This is a genomic window from Marinobacter sp. JSM 1782161, assembly GCF_011421605.1.
GTDB lineage: Bacteria > Pseudomonadota > Gammaproteobacteria > Pseudomonadales > Oleiphilaceae > Marinobacter_A > Marinobacter_A bohaiensis.
In genome coordinates this window covers 102,497-127,659 of the sequence record NZ_WSSA01000002.1, presented here as the reverse complement: position 1 = coordinate 127,659, position 25,163 = coordinate 102,497, and the positions used below count along the sequence as shown (strand labels likewise).

20 protein-coding genes and 2 tRNA genes are annotated in these 25,163 nt (G+C 62.0%); 8 read left to right on the top strand and 14 right to left on the bottom strand.

Features of this window, described 5'->3' with window-relative positions; all coding sequences use genetic code 11:
- Window positions 1-2: 2 nt before the first annotated feature.
- Window positions 3-986 (bottom strand): YheT family hydrolase, encoded by a 984-nt coding sequence (locus GQB00_RS00565; protein ID WP_323127223.1) that lies wholly within the window; start codon window positions 984-986, stop codon window positions 3-5.
- A gap of 123 nt (window positions 987-1,109) precedes the next feature.
- On the opposite strand from GQB00_RS00565, the gene GQB00_RS00560 reads away from it, so the two are divergent.
- A tRNA-Asn gene (locus GQB00_RS00560) sits at window positions 1,110-1,185 on the top strand.
- A gap of 84 nt (window positions 1,186-1,269) precedes the next feature.
- On the opposite strand, the gene GQB00_RS00555 is transcribed toward GQB00_RS00560, so the two are convergent.
- Window positions 1,270-2,565, bottom strand: a complete 1,296-nt coding sequence (locus GQB00_RS00555) for a M18 family aminopeptidase (RefSeq protein WP_165854870.1) — start codon at window positions 2,563-2,565, stop codon at window positions 1,270-1,272.
- 168 nt (window positions 2,566-2,733) lie between these two features.
- On the opposite strand from GQB00_RS00555, the gene GQB00_RS00550 reads away from it, so the two are divergent.
- Window positions 2,734-3,237: a hypothetical protein gene (locus tag GQB00_RS00550; protein WP_111496603.1), complete on the top strand. Its 504-nt coding sequence runs from the start codon at window positions 2,734-2,736 to the stop codon at window positions 3,235-3,237.
- Window positions 3,238-3,356: 119 nt separating this feature from the next.
- A complete protein-coding gene (locus tag GQB00_RS00545) occupies window positions 3,357-3,971 on the top strand; it encodes an outer membrane beta-barrel protein (RefSeq protein WP_207950573.1) in 615 nt (204 codons plus the stop codon).
- Here the strand turns inward: GQB00_RS00545 and rlmKL are convergent.
- Entirely contained in the window at window positions 3,959-6,139 is a 2,181-nt protein-coding gene (gene rlmKL, locus GQB00_RS00540; RefSeq protein WP_165854869.1) for a bifunctional 23S rRNA (guanine(2069)-N(7))-methyltransferase RlmK/23S rRNA (guanine(2445)-N(2))-methyltransferase RlmL, read from the bottom strand. The two genes, GQB00_RS00545 and rlmKL, sit on opposite strands and share 13 nt — an antisense overlap.
- Before the next feature lie 369 nt (window positions 6,140-6,508).
- Between rlmKL and rmf the strand changes: the two genes are divergently transcribed.
- Window positions 6,509-6,718: a ribosome modulation factor gene (gene rmf, locus GQB00_RS00535; RefSeq protein WP_111496606.1), complete on the top strand. Its 210-nt coding sequence runs from the start codon at window positions 6,509-6,511 to the stop codon at window positions 6,716-6,718.
- 311 nt (window positions 6,719-7,029) lie between these two features.
- Here rmf and GQB00_RS00530 read toward each other — a convergent pair whose 3' ends face one another.
- Window positions 7,030-8,052 carry a quinone-dependent dihydroorotate dehydrogenase gene (locus GQB00_RS00530; protein ID WP_165854868.1) on the bottom strand — a complete coding sequence of 341 codons (1,023 nt, stop codon included), beginning with the start codon at window positions 8,050-8,052 and terminating at the stop codon, window positions 7,030-7,032.
- Window positions 8,053-8,482: 430 nt separating this feature from the next.
- Here GQB00_RS00530 and GQB00_RS00525 point away from each other — a divergent pair, with 430 nt between their 5' ends.
- Window positions 8,483-9,658 (top strand): cation diffusion facilitator family transporter, encoded by a 1,176-nt coding sequence (locus GQB00_RS00525; protein ID WP_165854867.1) that lies wholly within the window; start codon window positions 8,483-8,485, stop codon window positions 9,656-9,658.
- A gap of 2 nt (window positions 9,659-9,660) precedes the next feature.
- Here GQB00_RS00525 and GQB00_RS00520 read toward each other — a convergent pair whose 3' ends face one another.
- Window positions 9,661-11,142, bottom strand: coding sequence for a RimK family protein (locus tag GQB00_RS00520; RefSeq protein WP_165854866.1), 1,482 nt, complete (start codon window positions 11,140-11,142; stop codon window positions 9,661-9,663).
- 188 nt (window positions 11,143-11,330) lie between these two features.
- Between GQB00_RS00520 and GQB00_RS00515 the strand changes: the two genes are divergently transcribed.
- Window positions 11,331-12,458: a GNAT family N-acetyltransferase/peptidase C39 family protein gene (locus GQB00_RS00515; protein ID WP_111496610.1), complete on the top strand. Its 1,128-nt coding sequence runs from the start codon at window positions 11,331-11,333 to the stop codon at window positions 12,456-12,458.
- Between the two features lie 7 nt (window positions 12,459-12,465).
- Here the strand turns inward: GQB00_RS00515 and uvrB are convergent, their stop codons facing one another.
- Complete coding sequence (gene uvrB, locus GQB00_RS00510) at window positions 12,466-14,490, bottom strand: excinuclease ABC subunit UvrB (RefSeq protein ID WP_165854865.1); 2,025 nt, start codon at window positions 14,488-14,490, stop codon at window positions 12,466-12,468.
- 196 nt (window positions 14,491-14,686) lie between these two features.
- Between uvrB and GQB00_RS00505 the strand changes: the two genes are divergently transcribed.
- Window positions 14,687-15,871: a pyridoxal phosphate-dependent aminotransferase gene (locus GQB00_RS00505; RefSeq protein WP_111496612.1), complete on the top strand. Its 1,185-nt coding sequence runs from the start codon at window positions 14,687-14,689 to the stop codon at window positions 15,869-15,871.
- Between the two features lie 103 nt (window positions 15,872-15,974).
- A tRNA-Asn gene (locus GQB00_RS00500) sits at window positions 15,975-16,050 on the top strand.
- A 188-nt stretch (window positions 16,051-16,238) separates the two neighbouring features.
- Here the strand turns inward: GQB00_RS00500 and pyrF are convergent.
- From pyrF to hisC, 8 genes are all read right to left on the bottom strand, one after another.
- Window positions 16,239-16,964 (bottom strand): orotidine-5'-phosphate decarboxylase, encoded by a 726-nt coding sequence (pyrF, locus tag GQB00_RS00495; RefSeq protein ID WP_228276637.1) that lies wholly within the window; start codon window positions 16,962-16,964, stop codon window positions 16,239-16,241.
- A gap of 55 nt (window positions 16,965-17,019) precedes the next feature.
- A complete protein-coding gene (gene lapB / locus GQB00_RS00490; protein ID WP_111496613.1) occupies window positions 17,020-18,189 on the bottom strand; it encodes a lipopolysaccharide assembly protein LapB in 1,170 nt (389 codons plus the stop codon).
- Window positions 18,189-18,491 carry a lipopolysaccharide assembly protein LapA domain-containing protein gene (locus GQB00_RS00485; protein ID WP_111496614.1) on the bottom strand — a complete coding sequence of 101 codons (303 nt, stop codon included), beginning with the start codon at window positions 18,489-18,491 and terminating at the stop codon, window positions 18,189-18,191. Before GQB00_RS00485 ends, lapB begins: the two co-directional genes overlap by 1 nt.
- A 136-nt stretch (window positions 18,492-18,627) precedes the next feature.
- Complete coding sequence (locus GQB00_RS00480) at window positions 18,628-18,924, bottom strand: integration host factor subunit beta (protein ID WP_111496615.1); 297 nt, start codon at window positions 18,922-18,924, stop codon at window positions 18,628-18,630.
- Window positions 18,925-19,250: 326 nt separating this feature from the next.
- On the bottom strand, window positions 19,251-20,942 hold the full coding sequence (gene rpsA, locus GQB00_RS00475; protein WP_111496616.1) for a 30S ribosomal protein S1: 1,692 nt from the start codon (window positions 20,940-20,942) through the stop codon (window positions 19,251-19,253).
- 131 nt (window positions 20,943-21,073) lie between these two features.
- Entirely contained in the window at window positions 21,074-21,748 is a 675-nt protein-coding gene (gene cmk, locus GQB00_RS00470; protein WP_165854864.1) for a (d)CMP kinase, read from the bottom strand.
- Window positions 21,745-23,991, bottom strand: coding sequence for a bifunctional prephenate dehydrogenase/3-phosphoshikimate 1-carboxyvinyltransferase (locus GQB00_RS00465; RefSeq protein WP_165854863.1), 2,247 nt, complete (start codon window positions 23,989-23,991; stop codon window positions 21,745-21,747). Before GQB00_RS00465 ends, cmk begins: the two co-directional genes overlap by 4 nt.
- A complete protein-coding gene (hisC, locus tag GQB00_RS00460; protein WP_165854862.1) occupies window positions 23,984-25,102 on the bottom strand; it encodes a histidinol-phosphate transaminase in 1,119 nt (372 codons plus the stop codon). The genes GQB00_RS00465 and hisC overlap by 8 nt, the downstream gene beginning before the upstream one ends.
- Window positions 25,103-25,163: the final 61 nt, after the last annotated feature.

Genomic DNA, 25,163 nt, shown 5'->3' with positions numbered 1-25,163 from the left:
GATCATTCAATAAGCCCGCGCAGGAAGCTCAGCGCCCGGCGTTCGGACCAGTAATAACCGTCCCGGGCCACCTCCACGAAGCCCACATGGCCGCCCCAGCGCGGCACTTCCAGGGTCACCCAGGCCCCCAGCTTGCGGCGCCGCTCCGGGAAACAGGCCGGTGACAGGAAAGGGTCATCGGCGGCGTTGACGATCAGCGACGGCACCCGGATATCGGGCAGCCGCGGCAGGCACGAGGCCTGGGCCCAGTAGTCCCGGGCGTCGCGGAAGCCGTGCAAAGGCGCCGTGTAGCGGTCATCAAACTGGTGAAAGTTGCGAATGTCGTCGAAGCCGTCCATGCGGATCTGGTCCGGGAACAGGCGCGCCTTTTCTTCCATCTTGATCCGCAGATCCCCCAGGAAGCGCTGCATATAGATCCGGCGGCTGCGCCAGCCCAGGACTTCGGCACTGCCGGCCAGGTCACAGGGCACGGAAAAGGTCACGGCGCCCCGGATACGGCTATCGATGCGCTCGCCCTGCTGGGCCAGGTAAAGCATGGTGAGGTTGCCGCCCATGGAAAAACCGGACAGCCCCAGATACTGATACGCCGGCTCCGCCGCCAGCGCGTGCCGGACCACCACATCCAGGTCTACCGTGGCGCCACTGTGGTAAAAACGCGGAAGCCGGTTCATGCGCCCGCCGCACGAGCGGAAATTCCAGGCCAGCACGTCCCAGCCGTCCGCCAGCAGGCCGCGCGCCAGGCCCTGGATATAGGGGCGCTGGCTGTGGCCCTCCAACCCGTGGGACAGAATCGCCAGCCGGTCGCTGCCCTGGCGGTACCAGTCCAGGTGGAGCTGATCACCGTCGGGCGTATCCACCACAGCGCTTTCCGGCTCGTTCAGCGCGACCCGCCGGAACAGCGTGGGCCATACCGACTGCAGGTGCCCGGAACGCAGCCACAGCGGCGGCCGATAGCTGCGCGCGGTGGAAACGAGAGTGGATGGCACGGGATAACTGCGGGAAAAATGACCGGTCATGCTCGATGTTAACGTCCTGTGGCTTTTTCTGCCGGGAAGGCTTGACCCCTCCCCCCAACTTCCTTAATATGCGCGCCTGCTGATCACAGCTGTTCCCCGATAGCTCAGTTGGTAGAGCAACGGACTGTTAATCCGTTTGTCGCTGGTTCGAGCCCAGCTCGGGGAGCCACCGAATTCCGTCAAAAGGCCGCTCAATCGAGCGGCCTTTTGCGTTTCAGGCCGCCCATTTCCGTCTGAGCCGTCCGCAAACGGCTCAGTCCAGCCGCTCCAGTTCGATATACTGACGCAGTACCCGGTACAGCACGTGGGCGTCCTTCGCCCCGGCGGTTTCCCGGATCGAGTGCATCGCAAACTGCGGCACCCCGATGTCCAGCGTCCGCACCCCCAGGTTGCCCGCCGTAATCGGACCAATGGTGCTGCCGCAGGCCATATCGCTGCGCACGACAAACGCCTGGCACGGCAGGTCCAGCGAATCGCTCAGGTGACGATACAGCGCCGACGTGCGGCTGTTGGTCGCGTAACGCTGATTGTTGTTGATCTTGATGACCGGACCGCCGTTCAGCAGCGGGCCGTGGTTGCCGTCATGGCGGTCGGCGTAGTTGGGATGCACACCGTGGGCGTTGTCCGCCGAGATCATCATGGAGCGGGCAATGACTCGCGGTTTGTCTTCCAACCCCACCCAGCGCTCCAGCACGGACGACAGGAACGGCCCCTGCGCGCCTTCCGCGGATTGGCTGCCCACCTCCTCATGGTCGTTACACACCAGCAGCGCCGGTTGCGACGGATCCGCGTCCAGCAGCGCCTGCAGGCCGATAAAGCAACTCAACAGGTTGTCCAGCCGCGCCGAGGCAATGAACTCGTCGTTGAATCCCACGGTGGCCGGCGGCTGGGTGTCGTACAGGCTCAGCTCGTAATCCAGCACCCGGGCGACGTCCGCCTGGGGATGCTCCTTACCGATCTGGCGAGCCAGCAAATCACGGAACGACGCGGCGTCTTTTTCCTCGCACTGCATGAGGATGGGCGGCACGTCCGTCTGCGGGTTAACGGTGCGGCTGCTGTTGGCTTCGCGGTCCAGGTGAATCGCCAGGCTGGGGATCGTCACCACCGGCTTCTCGAAATTGACCAGGGCATCGTGCAGACGCCCCTGGCCGTCGACGTAACTGACCCGCCCGGCAATGGACAGGTCGCGGTCGAACCAGGGATTGAGCAGTGCGCCGCCATACACCTCGACGCCCAGCTGGTAATACCCTTTACGATGCAGTTCGGGGTTCGGCTTGACCCGCAGGCAGGGGCTGTCGGTGTGCGCGCCCATCATGCGCACGCCCTGTGCGGCGGGGTCGCCCTGCCCGGTCTGAAAGGCGATGATCGAGGAATCGTTGCGGGTCACGTAATAGCGTTGCCCCGGCGCCAGGGACCAGCTCAGCTGCTCGTCCAGGCGTTCGAAACCGGCCTTCTCCAGGCGACGGGCCATGCTCTGGACCGCGTGGTACGGCGTCGGCGACTGCTGCAGGAATTCGAAGAGGTTGGCGTTGAAAGCGCTGTTGTCCATCGTGATCCGGGTACCTATCTGCAATGGAATGGATATCGATCAGGGGTCAGTATCGCATGTTCGCCCGCCCTGCCGAAATTCAGCGGTGACGGCGGGCATGAGCCCTGCCTAGCGCCGGCGGTTACTGGTATCCTGTGGGTTCAGTTCATTGCATTAACGGAAACCATCATGCGCCTGCCCCAGTTCCTGGATATTGAATTCGTCGACACCGAGGAGCTGTGTTTCCCCACAGCCATCGCCTGGTCCCTCGCCGACGGCAGCATGAAGACTGTAGTCATCGAGCCGGACGACAGCTGGCTGCCGGACGAGCCCGAGATGCTCGACGTGGACCTGCGCTACCTGCAGGAACAGGGCGTACCGCTGTTCGAGCTGGCGCGCGAGCTCAACGAGGACCTGGCCGACCAGACGGTGTTTGTGGACGGTCTGGACCCGGACGAAGGGCTGGTCGACTTGCTGTTCGATGCGATCCGTCAGCCGGTGCCCTTCGAACTGGCCACCATCGACAACCTGGTCAAGCACGTGGAGCTGGACGAGCTGGAGGACTGGCGCCGCGAGCTGCTGTTCACCCACGGACTGGAACCGCAACTGCCCGAGAGCGGTGTCTTTGCGTTGCTGATGCTGGCCCGCGACGGAGGCTTTATTCCGGAAGGCACGGACACCGGCGATTTGTGACCTGAGTCGACGTAGCCTGCCCCCGCACTTGTCAGAATCCTGGAAAACCAACGGGACACAGATCCCGCATAACAAGAACCGCCGCGCCAAGGCGGACGAACCGCAGACCAGGATTCCCCATGATGACGCTATTGCCAGCCGGGCGTGCGCTGAGCGCCTTCGCCGTTTGCCTGCCCCTTCTCGCCTCCCCCTGCCTCGCGCAGGAGCCCGCTGAAAGCCGCGCCGACAAGACCTACGTCGGCCTGCAGGGCATGGCCCTGCAATACCGCAAGGTGGGCGGCCTGCCCGACAGCGACGGCTGGCTGAGTGCAGGCACCCTGGTGCTGGGCAGCCATATTTCCGAACTGTTCCACGTCGAGCTGCGTGCCGGCGGCGGGCTCGGCGAGTCGGAAGTGACCGATGACCTGACCGTCAGCATGGACTGGTTCGCCAGCTGGTACATGGGCATCCACTACGGCCTGACGGACTTCTCCAATGTCTACGCCCAACTGGGCTTCTCCCACATCCAGGGGGAAGCCGAGCTGGAGAACCGCGACGCGGAGCGCAACGACGCCTTCGAGGATTTCGACGACGAGTTTCCCGGCAGCTCCTTCGCCTTCAGCTGGCTGGCCGGCATCGACCTGGAGCTGATGGACGACACCTACCTGGTGCTCGAAGGCGGGCGCCTGTTCGAGGACACCGACACATCCGCCAGCGGCTACCAGTTCAACGGCGGTTTGCGCTACGAATTCTGAGCCTCGCGGATTTCCCAGCAACGGTGGATGCGCGGATTGCGGGCGAAATCCTTGTCGATGGTCCGCGCGGTGACGTCACGCACGTCGAACTCGGCTTCCAGTTCCGCCTCGAGGCGGAAACGCCGGAAGTTGTTGGAGAACACCAGCACCCCGCCCGGGGCCAGACGTGCCATGGCCTGACGGATCAGAAGCCCGTGGTCGCGCTGGACGTCCAGCACCCCTTCCATACGCGCCGAATTGGAGAAGGTCGGCGGGTCCATGAAGATCAGGTCGAAACCGCTCTCGCCCTGCCTGGGCGTTGACTGCAGCCACTGCAGACAGTCCGCCTGGATCAGGCGGTGGTGCCGGTCTTCCAGACCGTTGAGCGCCAGGTTCTCCCGCGCCCAGTTCAGGTAGGTCTTCGACATGTCCACGCTGACCGTCTCCGATGCCCCACCCACGCCGGCATGGACCGTCGCCGCGCCGGTGTAACAGAACAGGTTGAGGAAGCGCTTGCCGACCGCCTGCTGCTGGATCCACTGACGCACGGGACGGTGGTCCAGAAACAGCCCGGTATCCAGATAGTCGCGCAGGTTAACCCTTAACGCACAACCGGCCTCGTGCACCGAAAAGAAGTCGCCGCTGGCCGACTGCTTCTCGTACTGGGCGGTGCCGGCCTGGCGCTGACGCTGCTTGCACACCAGCGCCTCCGGTTCGATGTCCAGCACCTCGGGAATCACCGCCAGCGCCTCGCCCAGCCGTTCCCGGGCGGCGCGGGCGTCGACCGACTTGGGCGGCGCGTATTCCTGTACGTGGACACGATCGCCGTAGCAGTCGATGGCCAGGGCGAATTCGGGCATATCGGCATCGTAGAGCCGGTAGCATTCAATGCCCTGTTTGCGGGCCCAGGAACCCAACTGCTTGCGATTCTTGCGCAGACGGTTACGCAGCATGTCGGCCCGCTCCTGGTTGGCAATGCGGGGCTGGACGGTCTCCGCCTCACCGGGCCGGCGCACCCGGGCTTCGTTGTCCGGGGAGACTTCGAACAGCAGCAACTGCGCCGGAAGCTGGCCGTTGAACAGTTTGTATTGCTTGTAGCTACGCAGCCCCAGGCCATGGCACAGCTCAGGCACGCCGGTGAATACACCCAGGCGCCAGCCCTGTGCCTGCTCGCGGGCGCCCTGCCCCAGCGCTTCGTAGACCGGCCCCAGCGCTTTCTTTTCGCTGAGCCGCTCGCCATAGGGCGGGTTCGTGAGAATCAGCCCCCGCGATGCCTGGGACTCGTTCCGGAACTCGACGACATCGCGCTTTTCCACGTGAATACGATCCTCCAGTCCCATACGCTGGATGTTGCGCCAGGCGGTGGCGATCACCTTCGGGTTCTGATCGTAGCCCCGGTATTTCGAACGCTGGGTGCGCTGGCCGATTTGGGCCCGCTCCCGGGCGTCATCCACCAGTTGCTGCCAGAGACGGTTATCGTGCCCGGGCCAGCGACTGAAACCGTACTGGCTGCGCTGCAGGCCCGGCGCCATGTCGCAGGCCATCATCGCCGCCTCGATCAGCAAGGTGCCGGAACCGCACATCGGGTCGGTAAAATCCCCACCACCGGCGGCAACCTCCGGCCAGCCGGCACGCAGCAACAGGGCCGCTGCCAGGTTCTCGCGCAGAGGCGCGGCGCCCTTTTCCGTGCGGTAGCCGCGCTTGTGCAGGCTCTCGCCGCTGAGGTCGAGGCCAATCTGCGCCTCACCGCGGTGCAGGCGCACCGATACGCCGATGTCCGGATCCTGCGTGTCGACCGCTGGACGTATGCCGGAGGGTTTGCGCAGCCGGTCGACGATGGCGTCCTTGACCCGCTGCACACCGTACTGGGAGTTGCGGATGGCGTCGTTACGGCCCACAAAAGCGACCCTGAACCGGCCGGAGACGTCCAGGTGATCTTCCCAGGGCATCGCCGTGACCGCATCGTAGAGCGCATCGCCACTTTGCCCGTCGACTGTCGCCAGGTGCAGGATCACCCGGTTGGCCAGGCGCGACCACAAGCACGCCCGATAGCCGGCCTCAAGGTCACCTCGCCCCCAGACCCCGGCGGGCGCGTTGCGGGTGACCGTCATCCCCAGGCTCACCATCTCGTCGGCAAGCAGGTATTCCAGGCCTTTGGGACAACTCAAAAAATAATCGTGCTGGGACACAGCAAACTCCACGTTACGAACGGTTACCGAAACCGGAAAATTTTCAGGAACTTGGCAACGGCTCTGAACTCACTCCAATAAACCGCTGATTCAAACGCCAAGCGCTGCTAAGCGCGGCGGTTTTTATGTCACACAAACATAAAGCAACGGTCATCTAGATGAAATTAATAGTGTACAGGCTAGCCTGTTTCGTCTTACCTTGGTGATGACGCGTCTTTTTCAGGTTGGCGATTTCCAGTCAACCACAGGATCCTGGTGCCCGCACCCCGGGCTACACGCTTCGGGCGGAGTCCCGAAGAACTGCAGCGATGGGGTTGTTCGGCACGTGTGCACACTCATGAACTGAAAATCCATGAGGTGAGGAACAGCATGAAAAGACAGAAAAGAGATATGAGTGCTCGTGCATTCAAACGCGGTTATCTGGCCGGAATTTCCGGTAAATCCAAAGATAGTTGCCCTCTTGATCGCATCGAAAGCCGGCAGGAATGGCTGAATGGCTGGCGGGAAGGACGAACGGATCACTGGGATGGCCTCACCGGCGTCTCGGGGATTCATAAACTGCCAAACATTACGGCCTGATTCGGATAACCCACTGTCTTTTATCGAACTGGCCCTAAAGCTGAAAAATGCACAGAAAATGCTGATAACGCAAGGAGCCACGCGTTAACCACACAATCTGAAAGACATACCCCATACACCCAAAGGGTCCACTCGACCCTTACCAGAAAAAGAAGCAATCGCCACGGGGTTTATCCCCCGCACGGGCCCGCTCAGCGGGCCCACTTTTTTGGGCGGCTTCCTGCGATTCGGACACCCTTCGAAACACCTGCCCACTCAGCTGGCGCCTCATCCTGCAAGCCAGCTGAAAGCCCGGAAGTACCACTCAGACGCTAGCGCATCGCCGCCCGCACACCTTCCACGGCCTCGCCAATCAGGGACGGACCGCGATAGATGAAGCCGGTATACAGCTGGACCAGCCTGGCGCCGGCGCGAATCTTCTCGGCAGCGGACTCGCTGTCGGCAATGCCGCCAACCCCGATAATGGGCACGCGCTCGCCCAGGGACGCGTGCAGCCCTTCGATCACCCGCACCGACGGCGCCCGCACCGGCAAGCCACTCAGCCCGCCCTGCTCGTCCGCATAGCGATGGCCCGCGACGGCTTCGCGTTCGATGGTGGTATTGGTCGCAATCACACCGTCGATACCGGTTTCCAGCAGCGCATCAGCCACAAAGCGGATGGCGGTATCGTCCATGTCCGGCGCGATCTTCACGGCAATCGGCACATACCGCCCATGCACTTCCGCCTGGGTATGCTGCTCTTCCTTGATGGCCTCAAGCAGCCGCTTGAGGGAGTCTCCAAACTGGAGGTCGCGCAGGCCCGGCGTGTTCGGCGACGAGACGTTGACCGTAATGTAACTGGCCAGCTCGTAGACACCGGCAATGCCCTTGCGATAATCGGACTCCGCCAGCTCCGCCGGCGTGACCTTGTTCTTGCCCACGTTGATCCCCAGGATACCGTTGAAACGGGATCGGCGAACATTCGCCAGCAGCACGTCCAGGCCCTCGTTGTTGAAGCCCATGCGATTGATAATCGCCTGATGCTCGGGCAGGCGGAACATACGCGGCCTGGGATTACCCGGCTGGGCCAGTGGCGTCACCGTGCCCACCTCAATGAATCCGAAGCCCAGCGCCGCCAGCGCGTCGATATGCTCGGCGTTCTTGTCCAGGCCCGCGGCAAGCCCGACCGGGTTGGGAAAGGTCAGCCCCATGACCTCCACCGGCGCCTCAGCCACCGCTGGACTAAACTTTTCCAACAATCCCAGGCGCTGTCCGACGTCCATGGATCGCAACGCAATGTGATGGGCCTGCTCGGGCGGCAAGCGGAATAACAGATTGCGAATCAGCCCATACATCGTGTTTACTCCCTGGTTTCAATGCTGCGGGAGTATACCGGATCGACAGGAAAAACAGCCACTGTGGAAACCGGTTGTGACTGGAATGGTGCCCCCTGCCCCATAGGGGTTTTCCACAGGGTGTCCGGGCCTTCATACATGACGTGTAAATGACTGTAAGGTGAAGCTCTTGTGACCTTTTCCACGAATTCTGTGGATAACTCTGTTGAAAATGGCCCTGCGGATTTTCAGACCCCTTGGGGCCGGGGACATTCTACAGATTGATCATTTTTTAACCAGTTATTTTGTTGTTTATTTTCATACAGTTAAAAGCGCATCAAGGCGGTGCACGGCCAAATGAGACAGATTCGGATTTCGATCATTAGCCCTGCATTTTGTGCATAAGACATACACGATTCAGTCACTCCAGCCGGTTCAGACGAGCATTTTCATGACCCAGACCCAGTCCAACCAGGAAGCCCGCGCCGGGACCCGCGTCACGCTGATCGGCATGCTGCTCGACGCCGTTCTGGGCTTGTTCAAGTGCGTGGTGGGGCTGATATTCCATTCCCAGGCGCTGATCGTCGACGGCATTCACTCGTTTTCCGACGTGGCCTCGGACCTGTTGGTCCTGGCCCTCATGCGCACGGCGCGCCAGGCTCCGGACTCCGATCACCCCTACGGCCACCAGCGTTTTGAAACACTGGGCACCATGATTCTGGGCAGCCTGTTACTGGGACTGGCCGGCGCGCTGGCCTGGGACAACCTGCAGACATTGCTGCCCGGCACCACCGTCCTGCCCTTGCCGGAATGGCCGGTGTTGGTGGTAGCCGCCTTCTCCGTGGTCAGCAAGGAATGGATTTACCGCTACACCCGACGGGTCGGTGAAGCCATCCGTTCCGACCTGATTGTGGCCAATGCCTGGCACAGTCGTACGGACGCCTTGTCATCGATCATCGTCTTCATCGCGGTAGCCGGCGCCATGACCGGAGTCGACTGGCTGGATACGGTCGCCGCCATCGCCGTAGCCATCGTCATCGGCCACATTGGCTGGACGCTGACCTGGCGCAGCGTAAGGGAGCTGGTGGATACGGCACTGGACCCGGAAACCACCCGGAACATCAGCCAGATCGCTCGTGAAACCGAAGGTGTTCGCGATGTCCATGACCTGCGCAGCCGGCGTATGGGCAGCGACATCCTGCTCGATCTGCACCTGCTGGTCAGCCCGGTGATTTCCGTGTCCGAGGGGCACGAGATTGGGGTACACGTGACGCAACGCATTCGTGAAGCTTACCCCGACATTCGCGAAGTGACTTTTCATATCGACGCGGAGGACGACGCCGGCAACGAGCCCAGCGCCATCCAGTTGCCCACGCGGCGGGAGACCATCCAGTCACTGGAGACTGCATGGCGCGATCACCTGGAACCGGAAACCCTGCGCTCGTTGCGCCTGCATTACCTGGGGCGGCACGTCTCCGTCGAAGTGTACGTTCACAACCCGGACAACCTGGGCCAGCCGGTGACACCCGGCCGGCTCAAGCAGGCCGCGACCCACCTGTCCTGGCTGGGAGACGTACGCGTCTGGGTGCCTTCAACCAAGCGTCACGGGTCGCAGGGCGAGGAATAGAATCAGGCCCGGCGCCGCGCCTCCATGCGCGACAGGAACTCCTGCATCACCAGCGTGTAAAGCTCGCCCCCGAGGAAACGGTCCTCAACGCCGGCGTCGATGTTCGGGTTGTCATTCACCTCGATTACCGCCACCCGATTGCCCGACTGCTTGATGTCCACCCCATACAGGCCGTCGCCGATCAGGCGCGTGGCGTTCAGGGCCGCCTGGATCACATTTCGCGGCACTTCGTAGGTTGGCAGGGTATCGAAGTCGCCGCTGTCGAACTGCTGGTTGTCGCCGTGGCTGTAGATCTGCCAGTGGCCCTTCACCATGTAGTACTTGCAGGCGAAGATGGCGCGCCCACCGAGCACACCGATACGCCAGTCGTAGTCCGTGTAAAGGTATTCCTGCGCCAGCACCAGCGCCGACTGCCGGAACAGCGTTTTCAGGGCGCCCTGCAACTGCGCTTCGTTTTCCGCCCGCATCACGCCCCGGGAAAAGGCGCCATCGGGGATTTTCACCACCATGGGAAAGCCCAGGTGTTCGATAGCCTGCCCGACGCTGTCCTTCTGGTCTTTCGACAGGATCAGCGTGCGTGGCGTGGGCACCTTGTTGTTCTTCAGCAGGTCCGCCAGGAACACTTTGTTGGTGCAACGCAGGATCGACACCGGATCGTCGATCACCACCAGCCCTTCGGCTGCCGCCTTGCGGGCGAAACGGTAAGTGTGGTGGTCGATGGATGTAGTCTCGCGAATAAACAGGCCGTCGTATTCCGGCAGGCGCATGTAATCCCTGCGGGTGATGGTTTCCACGTTGATGCCCAGCTTACGGCCGGCCTTGATAAAGCATTCCAGCGCCTTGCCGTCGCTCGGCGGCAGCTTTTCTTCCGGATCCACCAGCATGGCCAGGTCATAACGGTACGTGCGGCGCGAACGCGGCTTGCGCCACAGGGCGCTACTGAAACGGTCCAGCGCCTCGGCGAACGTGTCCTGCTCGGTTTCACTCAGATCGGCCGGCGAGGCCGGCTTCATGGACTCAATCTGCCAGTTGCCGCGAAAGCGGAACACCACCTCCAGAATGGGGCACGGGAAGCGTTCGAACAGGGCGCGGGCCACAGGCTTGAGGGCCTCGTGCTGTGACTTGCCGAAGAAGGTCCGGAGTTTGATCCGATCCGCGCTGCCGGCGCTCTTGGCGGCGTCGTCCAGCCAGCGCAGAACCCTGGGATCCAGCTCATCCAGTTCCAGCGAGAACAGAGATTTGCGGCGCAGATCGTTGAGCGTCATCACCGACGGCACCACATGATGCCCGCGCGCCTCCGCCAGCAGGGAACAGTAGTAGCCACGACTCAGGTAGCGGGCACTCTGGCACAGGTTGATCACGCGCACGCGCTGGCTGGTATTGGCGGAGAACTGGACGTAATCGTCGAACGTCATCACATCCGAACTGGGGTAGTACGGAGCCCAGTCACGGGTGCGATCGACAACAATCAACAGACGGGACATAAACCGGTTTCCTTCCTGAAACGGTCCTGAAAGCGCGACAATACGCCGACTCGTGAGACCGCACAATCGGCCGCCCATAGCGGATTTCACGCACCTTTCCCGACGCCTGGACTGGCCCCATAATGGCGGCGCAAGCAAGATGCTTGCATCATCAACCGATTTGTTGCCAACAGGTATTGCCCAGAGTCATGACGACGGTTATCCGCACCGCCCAAAACAGCGACCTGGATGCGCTGGTCACCCTGGAGAATAGCAGCTTCTCCGACGACCGGATCTCGCGCCGCAGCTTCCGCCGCTTCCTGGACATGCCCCGGGACCGGCTGCTCGTAGCCGAAAACGACGGCGGCCTGCTGGGCTACAGTCTGGTGCTGATGCACAAGGCCACGCGGCTGGCCCGCATCTACTCCATCGCCGTGGCCGACGAAGCCCGCGGCCAGGGTCTGGGAGAACAGCTGGTGCGCGCCAGCGAGCAGGCCGCGGTGGATGCCGGACGCATCGTCATGCGGCTGGAAGTGCGGGAGGACAACGCCGGCGCCATTCGACTCTACCGCAAGCTGGGCTACCGTCAGTTCGGCACCTATCGCGACTATTACGAAGACCACGGCAACGCCCTGCGTTTCGAACGGCGCATCCTGTTCTTCGAGCCGTCGGCCGGGATGCGGCCGGTGCCCTACTACCCGCAGACAACCGACTTCACCTGCGGGCCCGCCGCGCTGATGATGGCGATGGCGGCGCAGTGCCCCGACCGGCAACTGACCACGCTGGAAGAACTGCGCATCTGGCGCGAGGCCACCACCATCTTCATGCTGGCCGGGCACGGGGGTTGCGGGCCCCACGGCCTGGCCCTGGCAGCGTGGCAGCGGGGTTTCGACGTCTCTGCCCACATCAGCAAGGAGGGGCCGCTGTTCCGGGATACGGTGCGCAGCCCGGAGAAAAAGCGGGTGCTGGAGCTGGTCCACGAAGGGTTTATTCACGACATGGCGCGGACCGGTATCGCCCTGCACCACGAGCCCATCGGCATCGAGGTGATCGAACAGGCCCTGTCACGAGGCGAGGTGCCGGTCATCCTGGTCAGCACCTGGCAGCTGAACCGCAGCCGGGTGCCGCACTGGGTGGCGGTGTGCGCGATGGACGACCAGTTCGTCTACCTGCACGACCCGGAAGTCTGTATCGAGGACGGTGAAACCATCGCCGACAAGCAGTACCTGCCGATCGACCGCAGCGTGTTTGGCCAGATGGCGGCCTATGGCCATCGCCAGCGCCTGCAGGCCGCGGTAATCGTCGGCCCCAGGCGGGAGGACGGGGCAGCCGCCTGATGCGCGATCAGGCGGTGCGGATGGTGGCTTCCTTGAGCGAGGCGATTTCGTCACGCAGGCGGGCGGCGCGCTCGAAATCCAGGTCCGAGGCGGCCTTGTACATGTCGTCCTCCAACTTGCCGATCTCCTTGAGCAGCTCCTCCGGCGACTTGCCATGGGCCTTGATGCGGTATTCCTCCGCTTCCTCGGCGGCCTTCTGCCCCGGACGTTCGGAACCGCGACGACGACCCGGCGCGCCGGCCTGAGCTCCTTCCATGATATCGGTGACCCGCTTGTTGAGCCCCTGGGGCGTGATCCCGTGCTCCTCGTTGTGGGCCATCTGTTTCTCGCGGCGACGCTCGGTCTCATCGATGGCCCGCTGCATGGAGCCGGTCACATTATCCCCGTAGAGGATGGCCTTGCCGTGCACGTTCCGCGCGGCCCGGCCGATGGTCTGGATCAGTGAGCGCTCGGAGCGCAGGAAACCTTCCTTGTCGGCGTCGAGAATGGCGACCAGGGAGACTTCCGGCATGTCCAGACCTTCCCGCAGCAGGTTGATCCCCACCAGCACGTCGAACTCACCCCGGCGCAGGTCGCGGATGATCTCTACCCGCTCCACGGTATCGATGTCCGAGTGCAGGTAGCGCACGCGCACATCATGCTCCTGCAGGAAGTCGGTCAGATCCTCGGCCATGCGCTTGGTCAGGGTAGTCACCAGCACCCGCTCGTCCACGTCCACGCGCTTGCGGATCTCGGACAGCAGATCGTCCACTTGGGTCGAGGCCGGACGCACCTCGATTTCCGGGTCCAGCAGGCCGGTAGGACGCACCACCTGCTCCACCACCTGGCCGGCGTGCTCGGCTTCGTAGTTGGCCGGGGTGGCGGACACGAAAATCATCTGCGGTGCAATCCGCTCCCACTCGTCGAAGCGCATGGGGCGATTATCCAGCGCCGACGGCAGGCGAAAGCCATACTCCACCAGGGTTTCCTTGCGCGAACGGTCGCCCCGGTACATGGCGCCGATCTGGGAAATGGTGACGTGGGACTCATCCACCACCAGCAGCGCGTTGGGCGGCAGGTAGTCGAACAGCGTCGGCGGGGCCTCCCCCGGCCGGCGCCCGGACAGGTAACGGGAGTAGTTCTCGATGCCATTGCAGTAGCCCAGCTCCAGCATCATCTCGATGTCGTAGCGGGTCCGCTCTTCCAGGCGCTGGGCTTCCACCAGCTTGTTGTTGTCGCGCAGCTGCTTGAGGCGCTCGTCCAGCTCGACCTTGATGTGCTCCACCGCGTCGAGCACCACCTGGCGCGGCGTGACGTAGTGACTCTTGGGATAGATGGTGACGCGCGGCACACGACGCAGGATTTCACCGGTCAGCGGGTCGAAGTAGCTGAGGTTTTCCACCTCGTCGTCGAACAGCTCGATGCGGATCGCCTCTTTCTCGGATTCCGCCGGAAATACATCGATGACATCACCGCGGACCCGGTAGTTGGCGCGGTGGAACTCGACGTCGTTGCGGGTGTACTGCAGCTCGGCCAGCCGACGCAGGATAAAGCGCTGGTCGATCTCGTCGCCGCGATCCAGATGCAGCATCATCTTTAGATAGGACTGCGGGTCGCCCAGACCGTAGATGGAGGACACGGTCGCCACGATGATCGAGTCGGACCGCTCCAGCAACGCCTTGGTGGCGGACAACCGCATCTGCTCGATGTGCTCGTTGATGGAGGCATCCTTCTCGATGAAGGTGTCCGACGAAGGCACGTAGGCTTCGGGCTGGTAGTAGTCGTAATAGGAGACGAAGTACTCCACCGCGTTGTCGGGGAAGAACTCCTTGAACTCGCCGTAAAGCTGCGCCGCCAGGGTCTTGTTGTGGGCCATGACGATGGTCGGTCGCTGCACCCGCTCCACCACGTTGGCGACGGTGAACGTCTTGCCCGAGCCGGTCACCCCCAGCAACGTCTGGTGCGCCAGGCCGGATTCGATGCCATCGACCAGACCCTCGATCGCGGTCGGCTGGTCACCGGCGGGCTGGTAAGCGGATTCAACCTTGAACATGTGGCGTGACTGCCCCCTTATGCAGTGAATCGCAGTGTGCGAAGATGCCCCAACGTGGCATCAACTTATCCTGATGCCGCCTTCATGGTAACATCATAGCGTTTTGCTTTTATCAGGCTTTCCCGAATTCAAACGCCGGCCAATCGGGTCCGGCGGCCGGGCGGGCCACTCATGACGCATCTTAAGGAGCGCTAGTTTGGACGTTCAACTCTCGAACCGTGTGCAAGCCATCAAGCCCTCACCGACCCTGGCTGTCACCAACAAGGCAGCGGAATTGCGAGCGGCCGGTCAGGACATTATCGGCCTGGGCGCAGGTGAGCCGGACTTTGACACGCCTGATCACATCAAGGCCGCGGCGATCGAAGCCATCAAGGGCGGTCAGACCAAATACACCGCTGTGGACGGTACGCCGGGTCTGAAGAAAGCGATCATCGAGAAGTTCAAGCGCGACAACGGCCTCGACTACGAAGCCAACCAGATCCTGGTTTCCAGCGGCGGCAAACAGAGCTTCTTCAACCTCGCCCTGGCGACCCTGAACCCGGGTGACGAAGCCATCATCCCGGCGCCCTACTGGGTGTCCTACCCGGACATGGTACTGGTCGCCGAAGGCAAGCCGGTGATCCTGGAAACCTCCGCCGAGAGCCGTTTCAAGATCACCGCCGAGCAGCTGGAAAACGCCATTACCGATCGCACCCGGCTGTTCGTCATCAACAGCCCGTCCAACCCGAGCGGCATGGCCTACTCGATGGAAGAGCTGCAGGCCATCGGCGAGGTGCTGAAGAAGCACCCGCAGGTGATGATTGCGACGGACGATATGTACGAGCCGATCCTCTGGACCGGCAAGCCGTTCTGCAACATCCTCAACGCCACGCCGGAACTGTACGACCGTACCTTCGTGCTGAACGGGGTGTCCAAGGCCTACTCCATGACCGGCTGGCGTATCGGCTACGCCGCTGGGCCGGCCAAGGTCATCGGCGCCATGAAGAAGATCCAGTCGCAGAGCACCTCCAACCCCAGCTCCATCTCACAGGCAGCCGCCCAGGCCGCCCTCGATGGCTCGCAGGACTGCGTCGGCGAAATGGTCAAGGCGTTCAAGGAACGGCATGACTACGTGGTCGACGCGCTCAACGGGATCGAGGGCGTGGAATGCCTGTCCGGCGACGGCACCTTCTACGTATTCCCGAGCTTCCAGGGCGCCATCGACGCCCGTGACGGCGTCAACACCGATGTCGAGCTGGCCGAAACGCTGCTCAAGGAAGCGGGCGTCGCCCTGGTTCCGGGCTCGGCGTTCGGTGCACCCGGCCACATGCGACTGAGTTTCGCCACCAGCATGGAGAACCTGCAGAACGCCATCGAGCGCCTGCAGAAAACCCTGGGATAAGCCCGATCTGCGACAGGCCCGAAAAAGATAAAAGGTTTGTCGCAGAAGGGGTTGACGGTGACGGGGCGCCACCGTAATATACGCGCCTCGTCACCGATGACACTCCCCGATAGCTCAGTTGGTAGAGCAACGGACTGTTAATCCGTTTGTCGCTGGTTCGAGCCCAGCTCGGGGAGCCAAATTGCAAAAAGCCGCTGAAACCAGCGGCTTTTTTTATGCCCGAAACCTGTGCGCGACCATCGCGACACCTCCCGCTTGCAGGACCGGCATCAACCCCGTCAGGCCCGAACGCCCCCGAAACAAAAACGCCCCGGCCATATCGACCGGGACGCTCTTTATGACAGCGACAGCGGAGAGTTCGTCACACCTACTCTTCCGCCAGCCGGATCTCTGCCTGAATCTCTTCCAGAGCCTCCAGCGGGTTGCCCGCCTGGGTAATCGGCCGACCGATCACCAGATAATCGCTTCCGGCACGCAGGGCATCGGACGGCGTCATGATGCGCCGCTGATCGCCTTGTACGGCAAACGTCGGACGAATGCCGGGCGTTACCAGCCGGAAGCGCTCGCCCTGCTCTGAACGCAGCACAGAGGCCTCCTGGGCCGAGCACACCACGCCATCCAGACCGGCGTTGTAGGTCATCGCTGCCAGGCGAGAGACGTGCGCCTCCGGCGATTCGGCAATCCCGAGACCTTGCAGGTCAGTCGCGGTCATGCTGGTCAGGACCGTCACAGCGATCAGCAGCGGCCGATCCTTACCGAAACCCTCCAGGCGCTCACGGCACGCGGCCATCATGGTTTCACCGCCGGAAGCATGCACGTTGACCATCCAGACGCCCAGGTCCGCGGCCGCCGCCACCGCCGCGGAGGCGGTATTGGGAATGTCGTGAAACTTGAGATCCAGGAAGACCTCGAAACCACGCTCCTGGAGCCGGCGCACGAAGTCGGGCCCAAATCGGGTGAACATTTCCTTGCCAACCTTCAGCCGGCATAACCCCGGATCCAACTGGTCGACCAGCTTCAGGGCGTCATCCTGAACCGGGAAATCCAGGGCAACAATAATGCGCGGGCCCAGCTCCGCCATCGTTTCATTCATAACCGTTCTCATCTTTGCTCTGGCAGGCACCTGAAACGCCTGCCGGGTGAATCCGTTATTCCGCTTCCACACCCTGGATGGGCTGGACTTTTTCCCAGCGCTTGCAACTGGGACACAGCCAGTGCAGCTGCCGCCCTTCAAAACCGCAGTTGGTGCACCGATAGACCGGGCGGTTGGACAGAAGCAGCTGCCCCATCCGACTGACCAGGCGACCTTCATCGGTCGTCATGCCTTTCTCGTAGCCGGCCATCTCAACCAGCCGCAACAACCCCTTCAGACTCGGACGAATCTCCAGCTCTTCCCTCAAAAGCTCAATGGCCGCGGGTCGCCCGGAGCTTTTCTCGACCGACTCCACCAGCGCCAGCAGCAAACTGGTGGATGGCCAACGCTGGTAGAGCTTGCGCAGGCGACGCGCCAACCGCGCCACATCGCCCTTCTCCCGCGCTTGCCGCATCAGGCGATCGATCGCTTCCGGCCCAAAAGCCGGGTTCTGATCAAACACCTGGAGCAGGGATTGCGACACCTCGGACAGATTCCCGTGACGTTTCTGAATATCCGCCTGCAGAAAACTGGCGCGCACGCAGGTGTGGTCGTGCTCAAGTGCGTCCTTGAGCAGCTTTTGCGCCCCCCAGCGGTCATCATGTCGCAGCGCGTCTTCGGCCAGCTCGCAGGTCAGGTAAGCCAACCGCTTTTTCAGCTCATCCTCGGGATAGCCCACGGTCAGCGTACTGGCAACCTGCCGCGCCTTGTCCCACTCACGCTCCTGCTGGTAGAGCTCAATCAGCTGGTCGGCAGCCTGCCGACTGTAGTCGCGACTACCCAGCAGCTGGTGGAACAGGGACTCCGCCCGATCCAGCAAGCCGGCGGTCATGTAATCCATGGCCAGTTCGTAGGTGACTTGCGGGGAAAAGCGGGAGGGCAACTCAGGGCGGGCCAGCAGGTTCTGGTGAATAACAATGGCGCGCTCGGTCTCACCCTTCAGGCGGAAGTGCGCGCCCACCGACAGATGCAGGCCCACGGTCTCACGATTGACCACCAGCGACTGCACAAAGTTCTCGATGGCCTGGTCGGAATAGTTGGTAAACAGGAACTGGAGGCGGTCGCGAACGGCATCCTCATCGTCGATGCGGGCACCGGCCCCCTGACCATCGCGGCCCCAGCGCCCCATAAACCAGCCGGCGGCAACCGCGATAACAAGGAGCAGCCAATGAAGCACTGTTTCCATCAGGGATTCCGGTCAGCTTCCAGCCTGGCCTTTTCGAGCTGCTTTTCGGTCTGGTCCAGTTTCTTCTGAAGGTGTCGGCGATTCACCGACGAGCGGAGCATGGCCAGGGACGTCAACAGCATTCCGATCACACCGCCCGCCACGAAGGCAAGGATCAACCAGAAGGCGATGCCATAGGCTGCCGTTTCGAAGAACAAAAAGTTAAGTGATACAGAAACCTGATTATTCAGGGAAAAAACCAGCGCGACGAGGATCAGAAAGATCACGACGAGGCCGATGATCACCTTTTGCAGCCAGGCCATACCTAGGGGCTCCCGAGTGGTTAGCTTCCGTTCCGGAGGGGGCTCATATAGTAGCACAGCAAAACGGGCGGATGCCCGGACATCGGACACCAGCCTGCCGCCCGGTCAAGGCCAGGCAAGCCAGACCCGCTCCGGATCAAAAGCCACTCTTCATGCTGTCATTGACCTGCTCGCGCAATTCCTTGCCCGGCTTGAAATGCGGAACATGCTTGGCGGGTAACTGCACAGCATCCCCGGTCTTGGGGTTGCGGCCGGTACGAGCAGACCGGTGATGCAGCGAAAAGCTGCCGAATCCCCGAATCTCAATACGCTGCCCTTCGGCCAGCGACTGGGACATGTGCTCGATAATGGTTTTCACCGCCAACTCAACGTCTTTCACGGACAACTGTGTCTGCTTGGAAGCAATCAGCTCTACCAGCTCAGACTTTGTCATGACTCTTCCTTCTGATTCTTATCGCGATATCAGCCCCTGGAAACCTGCTTAATCGGGATTTCTGCCTGCAACAGTCGGCACCGTAAAGATCGCTGGCACGAAAGGCAATCCCCTGATTTCACCTTTCCGCACCCACCGAACAAACAACGCGGCACGCCGCCTGAGTGTCGGCCATCGATCTCCCGAATACAGGAAACGGATCGTTACCGGAGAGAGCCAACCAGCAAAGCGAACCCTCCCCTTGCCAGTAGTTTAGCCAAACCCAAAAAAAAGACAAAAAAAACGGGCTGTTACAGCCCGTTTTTTTATTTCAGCGCTTCTGCCAATTATTCTTTGTTGGCATTCTGCTGCTGCATCTGCTCTTTGATCAGGTCACCGATGGTGGTGGCACCTGAGGTTTCGGCAGACTTCTCGCGAACGCTCTGCAGCGCCGCTTTGTCGTCTTCAACGTCCTTGGACTTCACGGACAGGTTGATGACGCGGTTCTTGCGGTCGATGCTGATGATCTTCGCTTCGACTTCGTCGCCTTCGTTCAGGACGTTACGCGCGTCTTCAACGCGGTCACGGCTGATTTCAGAGGCTTTCAGGACCGCTTCAACTTCGTCGTTCAGGGAGACAGTGGCCGACTTGGCGTCGATGGCCGTAACCGTGCCCTTGACGATGGAGCCCTTGTCGTTCAGCTGTACAAACTCGGCGAACGGATCGCTTTCCAGCTGCTTGATGCCCAGGGAAATGCGCTCACGCTCCGGATCAACAGACAGGATAACGGTTTCGACTTCGTCGCCCTTCTTGTACTGGCGAACGGCTTCTTCACCGGCTTCGTTCCAGCTGATGTCGGACAGGTGAACCAGACCGTCGATGCCGCCATCCAGACCGATGAAGATACCAAAGTCCGTGATGGACTTGATCTTACCGGTGATGCGGTCACCCTTGTTGAAGTTGCTGGAGAAGTCTTCCCACGGGTTGGACATGCACTGCTTGATGCCCAGGGAAATACGACGACGCTCTTCGTCGATGTCCAGAATCATCACTTCAACTTCGTCACCCACCTGAACAACCTTGGACGGGTGGATGTTCTTGTTGGTCCAGTCCATTTCGGACACGTGCACCAGACCTTCAACGCCTTCTTCCAGCTCAGCAAAGCAGCCGTAGTCGGTCAGGTTGGTCACGCGCGCGTTGACCTTGGAACCTTCCGGGTAGCGACCCTTGATATCAACCCAGGGATCTTCGCCCAGTTGCTTCAGACCCAGGGATACGCGGTTACGCTCGCGGTCAAACTTGAGCACCTTGACGTTGATCTCGTCACCCACGTTGACGATCTCGCTAGGATGCTTGATGCGCTTCCACGCCATGTCGGTGATGTGCAGCAGGCCATCGACACCGCCCAGATCCACGAACGCACCGTAGTCGGTCAGGTTCTTGACGATACCCTTGATTTCCAGACCTTCGGTCAGGGTTTCCAGCAGGGCTTCGCGCTCGGCGCTGTTCTCAGCTTCCAGAACGGCACGACGGGAAACGACCACGTTGTTGCGCTTCTGGTCCAGCTTGATGACCTTGAACTCAAGCTCTTTGTTTTCCAGGTGAGTCGTGTCGCGAACCGGACGCACGTCAACCAGGGAGCCCGGCAGGAAGGCACGGATACCGCTCAGGTCGACTGTAAAGCCGCCTTTAACCTTGCCATTGATCACACCTTTAACGACTTCTTCCGCCTCGAAGCTCTTCTCGAGCACTTTCCAGGCTTCAGCGCGCTTGGCCTTCTCACGGGACAGACGGGTTGCACCGAAACCGTCTTCTACCGCGTCGAGAGCCACATCGACAACGTCACCAATCTGGATTTCCAGTTCGCCCTTGTCGTTCAGGAACTGGCTGGCAGGAATCGCGCCTTCCGACTTGAGGCCCGCGTTAACGGTGACCCAGTCGTTGTCGATATCAACCACGGTTCCCTGGACAATGGAACCCGGTTGCATGTCAATTTCTTTCAGGCTTTCTTCAAAAAGATCCGCAAAGCTCTCGCTCATTATGTGTCCTATGTGATCAACGCAAGTGTTCTCCGTGCTACCAGCAACACGGTCTGTTCAAAGTGGCCAAAAACCTGCCAAAGGCTGGCGAACTACACAGATTTTCAGCTTCCAACGACAAAAGGGTGCGGTCAGGCCTGACCACTTGCGGCCATTACCTTTTCCAGCACCTTTTGTATGCTTAATCCCGTCGAGTCAATGACTTGCGCATCTTCTGCGGGTTTAAGCGGAGCACTGGCCCGGTTCATATCCCGGTCATCCCGTGCCCGTATCTCCTCTAAAAGGTCGTCAATACTAACACTGACACCCGCTTCCAGCAACTGCTGATAGCGTCGTTCAGCGCGTTCCTCGGCGCTTGCGGTCAGGAAGATCTTGACCGGAGCGTCGGGGAAAATCACCGTGCCCATATCGCGGCCATCGGCCACTAATCCGGGCGCCTTGCGAAAATCCCGCTGACGCTGCAGAAGCGCATCGCGCACGGGCTGCAACACCGCGACCCGGGAAGCGTTCTCGCCACAGGTCTCGGTACGGATCGCCGCGGTCACGTCATCTCCATCGAGCAACACCCGCGCCGGCTCGCCGGGCGGAGTGGGCTCGAAAGCCACATCCAGGGAGCCGGCCACTCGGACCAGCCCCTCGACATCCTCATAGTTTACACCGTGACGCTCCGCCGCGAGTGCTGTCAAGCGATACAGAGCACCACTATCCAGCAGGTGGTAACCCAGTTTACGAGCCAGCATCTGGGTGATCGTGCCCTTGCCGGAACCGCTGGGCCCGTCGATCGTGATAACCGGGATCGACGTCATGACGCCTCCACCTTCAACTGGATGCCGACACCCTGCGCCAGCTCCACGAAATTCGGGAACGAGGTCGCCACATTGGCGCAATCGGTAATGGTGATCTCCCCTTCCGCCCGCAGCGAGGCGACGGCAAAAGCCATGGCGATGCGGTGATCACCGTGACTGTTGACGGTGCCGGCCCGCATGGGCTGACCACCGCGAATCTCGATACCGTCCGGAGTGACCCTGCTCGCCACGCCCAGTTCGGCGAGGCCGTCCGCCATGACCTGGATTCGGTCGCTCTCCTTGACGCGCAGCTCCTCGGCGCCGGTCAGGACCGTTTCGCCTTCGGCACAAACCGCAGCGATAAACAGTACCGGGAACTCGTCGATGGCCAGCGGGACCTGATCTTCAGGAATCCGGATGCCTTTCAGTGGCGCGTAACGCACCCGCAAGTCGGCGACCGGTTCACCACCGACTTCGCGCTCGTTTTCCAGCTGGATGTCGGCGCCCATCTGCCTGAGGATATTGATCACGCCAACCCGAGTGGGATTAATGCCCACGTGACGCAGGGTCAGGTCGGCACCGGGCGTGATGGACGCCGCCACCAGGAAAAACGCCGCCGAGGAGATATCCGCCGGCACGTCGATGTGCCCGCCGGTCAACTGGCCACCACTGCTCACCTTCGCCGTGGCTCCTTCGCGGGTCACCGGATAGCCGAAGCCCTGCAGCATGCGCTCGGTGTGATCGCGGGTCGGCGCCGGCTCGGTGACCGCGGTTTCGCCCTCGGCATAGAGCCCCGCCAGCAACAGGCAGGATTTCACCTGGGCGCTGGCCATGGGCATGTTGTAGGTAATTCCGTGCAGCGCCTGACCGCCCTTGATCGTCAGTGGCGGACGCCCGCCTTCGGCGGTGTCGATAACCGCACCCATCTCACGCAGCGGATCGGCGACCCGGTTCATGGGGCGCTTGGTCAGGCTCTCGTCGCCGGTCAGTTGGGTATCGAATGCCTGGCCGGCGAGCAGCCCGGCGAACAGGCGCATGGCGGTGCCGGAGTTGCCCAGGTAGAGCGATCCACGCGGGGCCTGCAGCCCGTGCAGGCCGACACCGTGGATGCGTACGTGCCCCTGGTCCGGACCCTCGATGGTCACTCCCATGTCGCGGAACGCCTGCAGGGTGGCGAGACTGTCCTCACCTTCGAGGAAGCCGTCCACTTCGGTAATACCGTCCGCCAACGCGCCCAGCATAATGGAGCGGTGGGACATGGATTTGTCGCCGGCTACCCGGATATCGCCCCGGACGCTACCGCCGGGCTGGAGTTTGAACGTTACCTGTTTCTGGCTCATGGTCGTTACGTACGCCTGTCCTGAGAGCATTTTGGAGAAGTGGTCGCGGGCCGCCTTGGCGCGACTGAAAACCCGGAGTAACTGCTTGCCGTCACCCTGTTCGATCGCACTCCGCAGCGATTCGAGATCGGCCGAGAAATGATCGATGACTTTAAGAACCGCCTCCCGGTTCGAAAGAAAGATGTCATGCCACATGACCGGGTCGCTCGCAGCGATGCGGGTAAAGTCCCGGAAGCCACCGGCGGCATAGCGGAATATCTCGAGATTATCGTCTTCCCCGGCCAGGGTATCCACCAGGGAAAAAGCGATAAGATGCGGCAGATGGCTGGTCGCCGCCAGCACTTCGTCGTGACGCTCAACCGGCATGGTCAGCACGGTCGCACCGCAGGCCGACCAGAGGCCGCTCAGTCGTTCGACCGCAGAGGCATCGCTGTGTTCGTCCGGCGTCAGGATCACCTTGTGCGCGGCAAACAGGTCGGGATTCGCAGCCGTGATGCCGCTTTTCTCAGAGCCGGCAATGGGATGACCGGGAATGACCCAACTGGGCCAACAGCCGAAAACCTCGCGCACGGCCTGGACGAAGCTGCTCTTGGTGCTGCCGACGTCGGTCAGCACAACGCCCTCGGCCAGGTGATCACGGATCTCTTCCAGTACGCTGCCCACGGCGCGCACGGGAACGGCGACCACCACCAGATCGGCGCCCTTGACGGCCTCCGCCGCCGTGGGTGACCCGCGATCAATAACGCCCAGTTCCACTCCGGTTTTCAGGTCGTCGAGCCGCTGATCGGCGCCGACCACTTCGGCCACCAGCCCCTGCTCACGCGCCGCCCTGGCCAGGGAGCCGCCAATCAGCCCCAGCCCAATGACGGCCATGCGCCGGAACAGCGGCGCAGCACTTGAGGCCGGGGTCGTCGGGTCAGCCATCGGCGGACTCCAGCACCTGTTTCAGGGCGTCCAGACAACGGGCATTCTCATCCGCCAGACCGACGGAAATCCGCAGGTGGTTGGGCATGCCATAGCCACCGATCGGGCGCACGATCACGCCATGACGCAGCAGCCCCTGGAACACGGACTCGGCGTCACGCCCCACATCCACGGCGATGAAGTTGCCGCTGGACGGGATGTATGCCAGCCCCAGTTTTTCGAATCCCTCTGCCAACTGACGCAGCCCGACCCGGTTCACCTCACGTGAACGCTGCAGGTAATCGTCGTCGTCCAACACCGCGGTGGCGGCGGACAGGGCCACCGTATCCACATTGAACGCCTGGCGCACGCGGTTGATGACATCGGCAATGTCCGCCGAGGACACCGCATACCCCACCCGCAGCGCCGCCAGCCCCCAGGCCTTGGAGAAAGTGCGCGCAACGACCAGGTTGGGATGGCGCGGCAGCATGGAAGCGCCGTCGGGGAACTCATCCCCTTCAAAGTACTCGCCGTAGGCCTCATCCAGAACCACGACGACATGTTCCGGCACCCGGTTCAGGAAGGATTCAATCGCCGCCTGCCCCAGCGCCGTGCCGGTGGGGTTGTTGGGGTTGGCAACGAACACGATCCGTGTCCTGTCGGTGATGGCCGCCGCCATGGCGTCCAGGTCGTGCCCCCAGTTTCGGGCGGGCACGCTGATGCCTGTGGCACCCACCGCCTGGGTGGAAATCGGGTAAACCGCAAACGCGTACTGGGAGAACACCACTTCGTCGCCGGGACCGGCAAAGGCGCGAATCACCAGCTCCAGCACATCGTTGGAGCCGTTGCCGAGAGTCAGTTGGTCGGTCGACACGGACAGGCGTTCGGCCAGCTTCTGCTTGAGAATAAAGCCGTTGCCGTCGGGATACAGGCACATGTCATCGAGCGCGGCCTTCGCCGCCGCCAGGGCCTTGGCACTAGGGCCCAGCGGATTCTCGTTACTGGCCAGCTTGATGATCTCGGACGGCGCCAGCCCCAACTCCCGGGCCACTTCCTCGATCGGCTTGCCCGGCTGGTAGGGGCTCAGGGCCCGCACGCCGGGAACGGCCAGGGATTTGAAATCGATCGACATGCTCACTCCTGCTCTAACTTTTTACCACTCAGGCAGCCACCACGGACCGCCCGTCACCGGA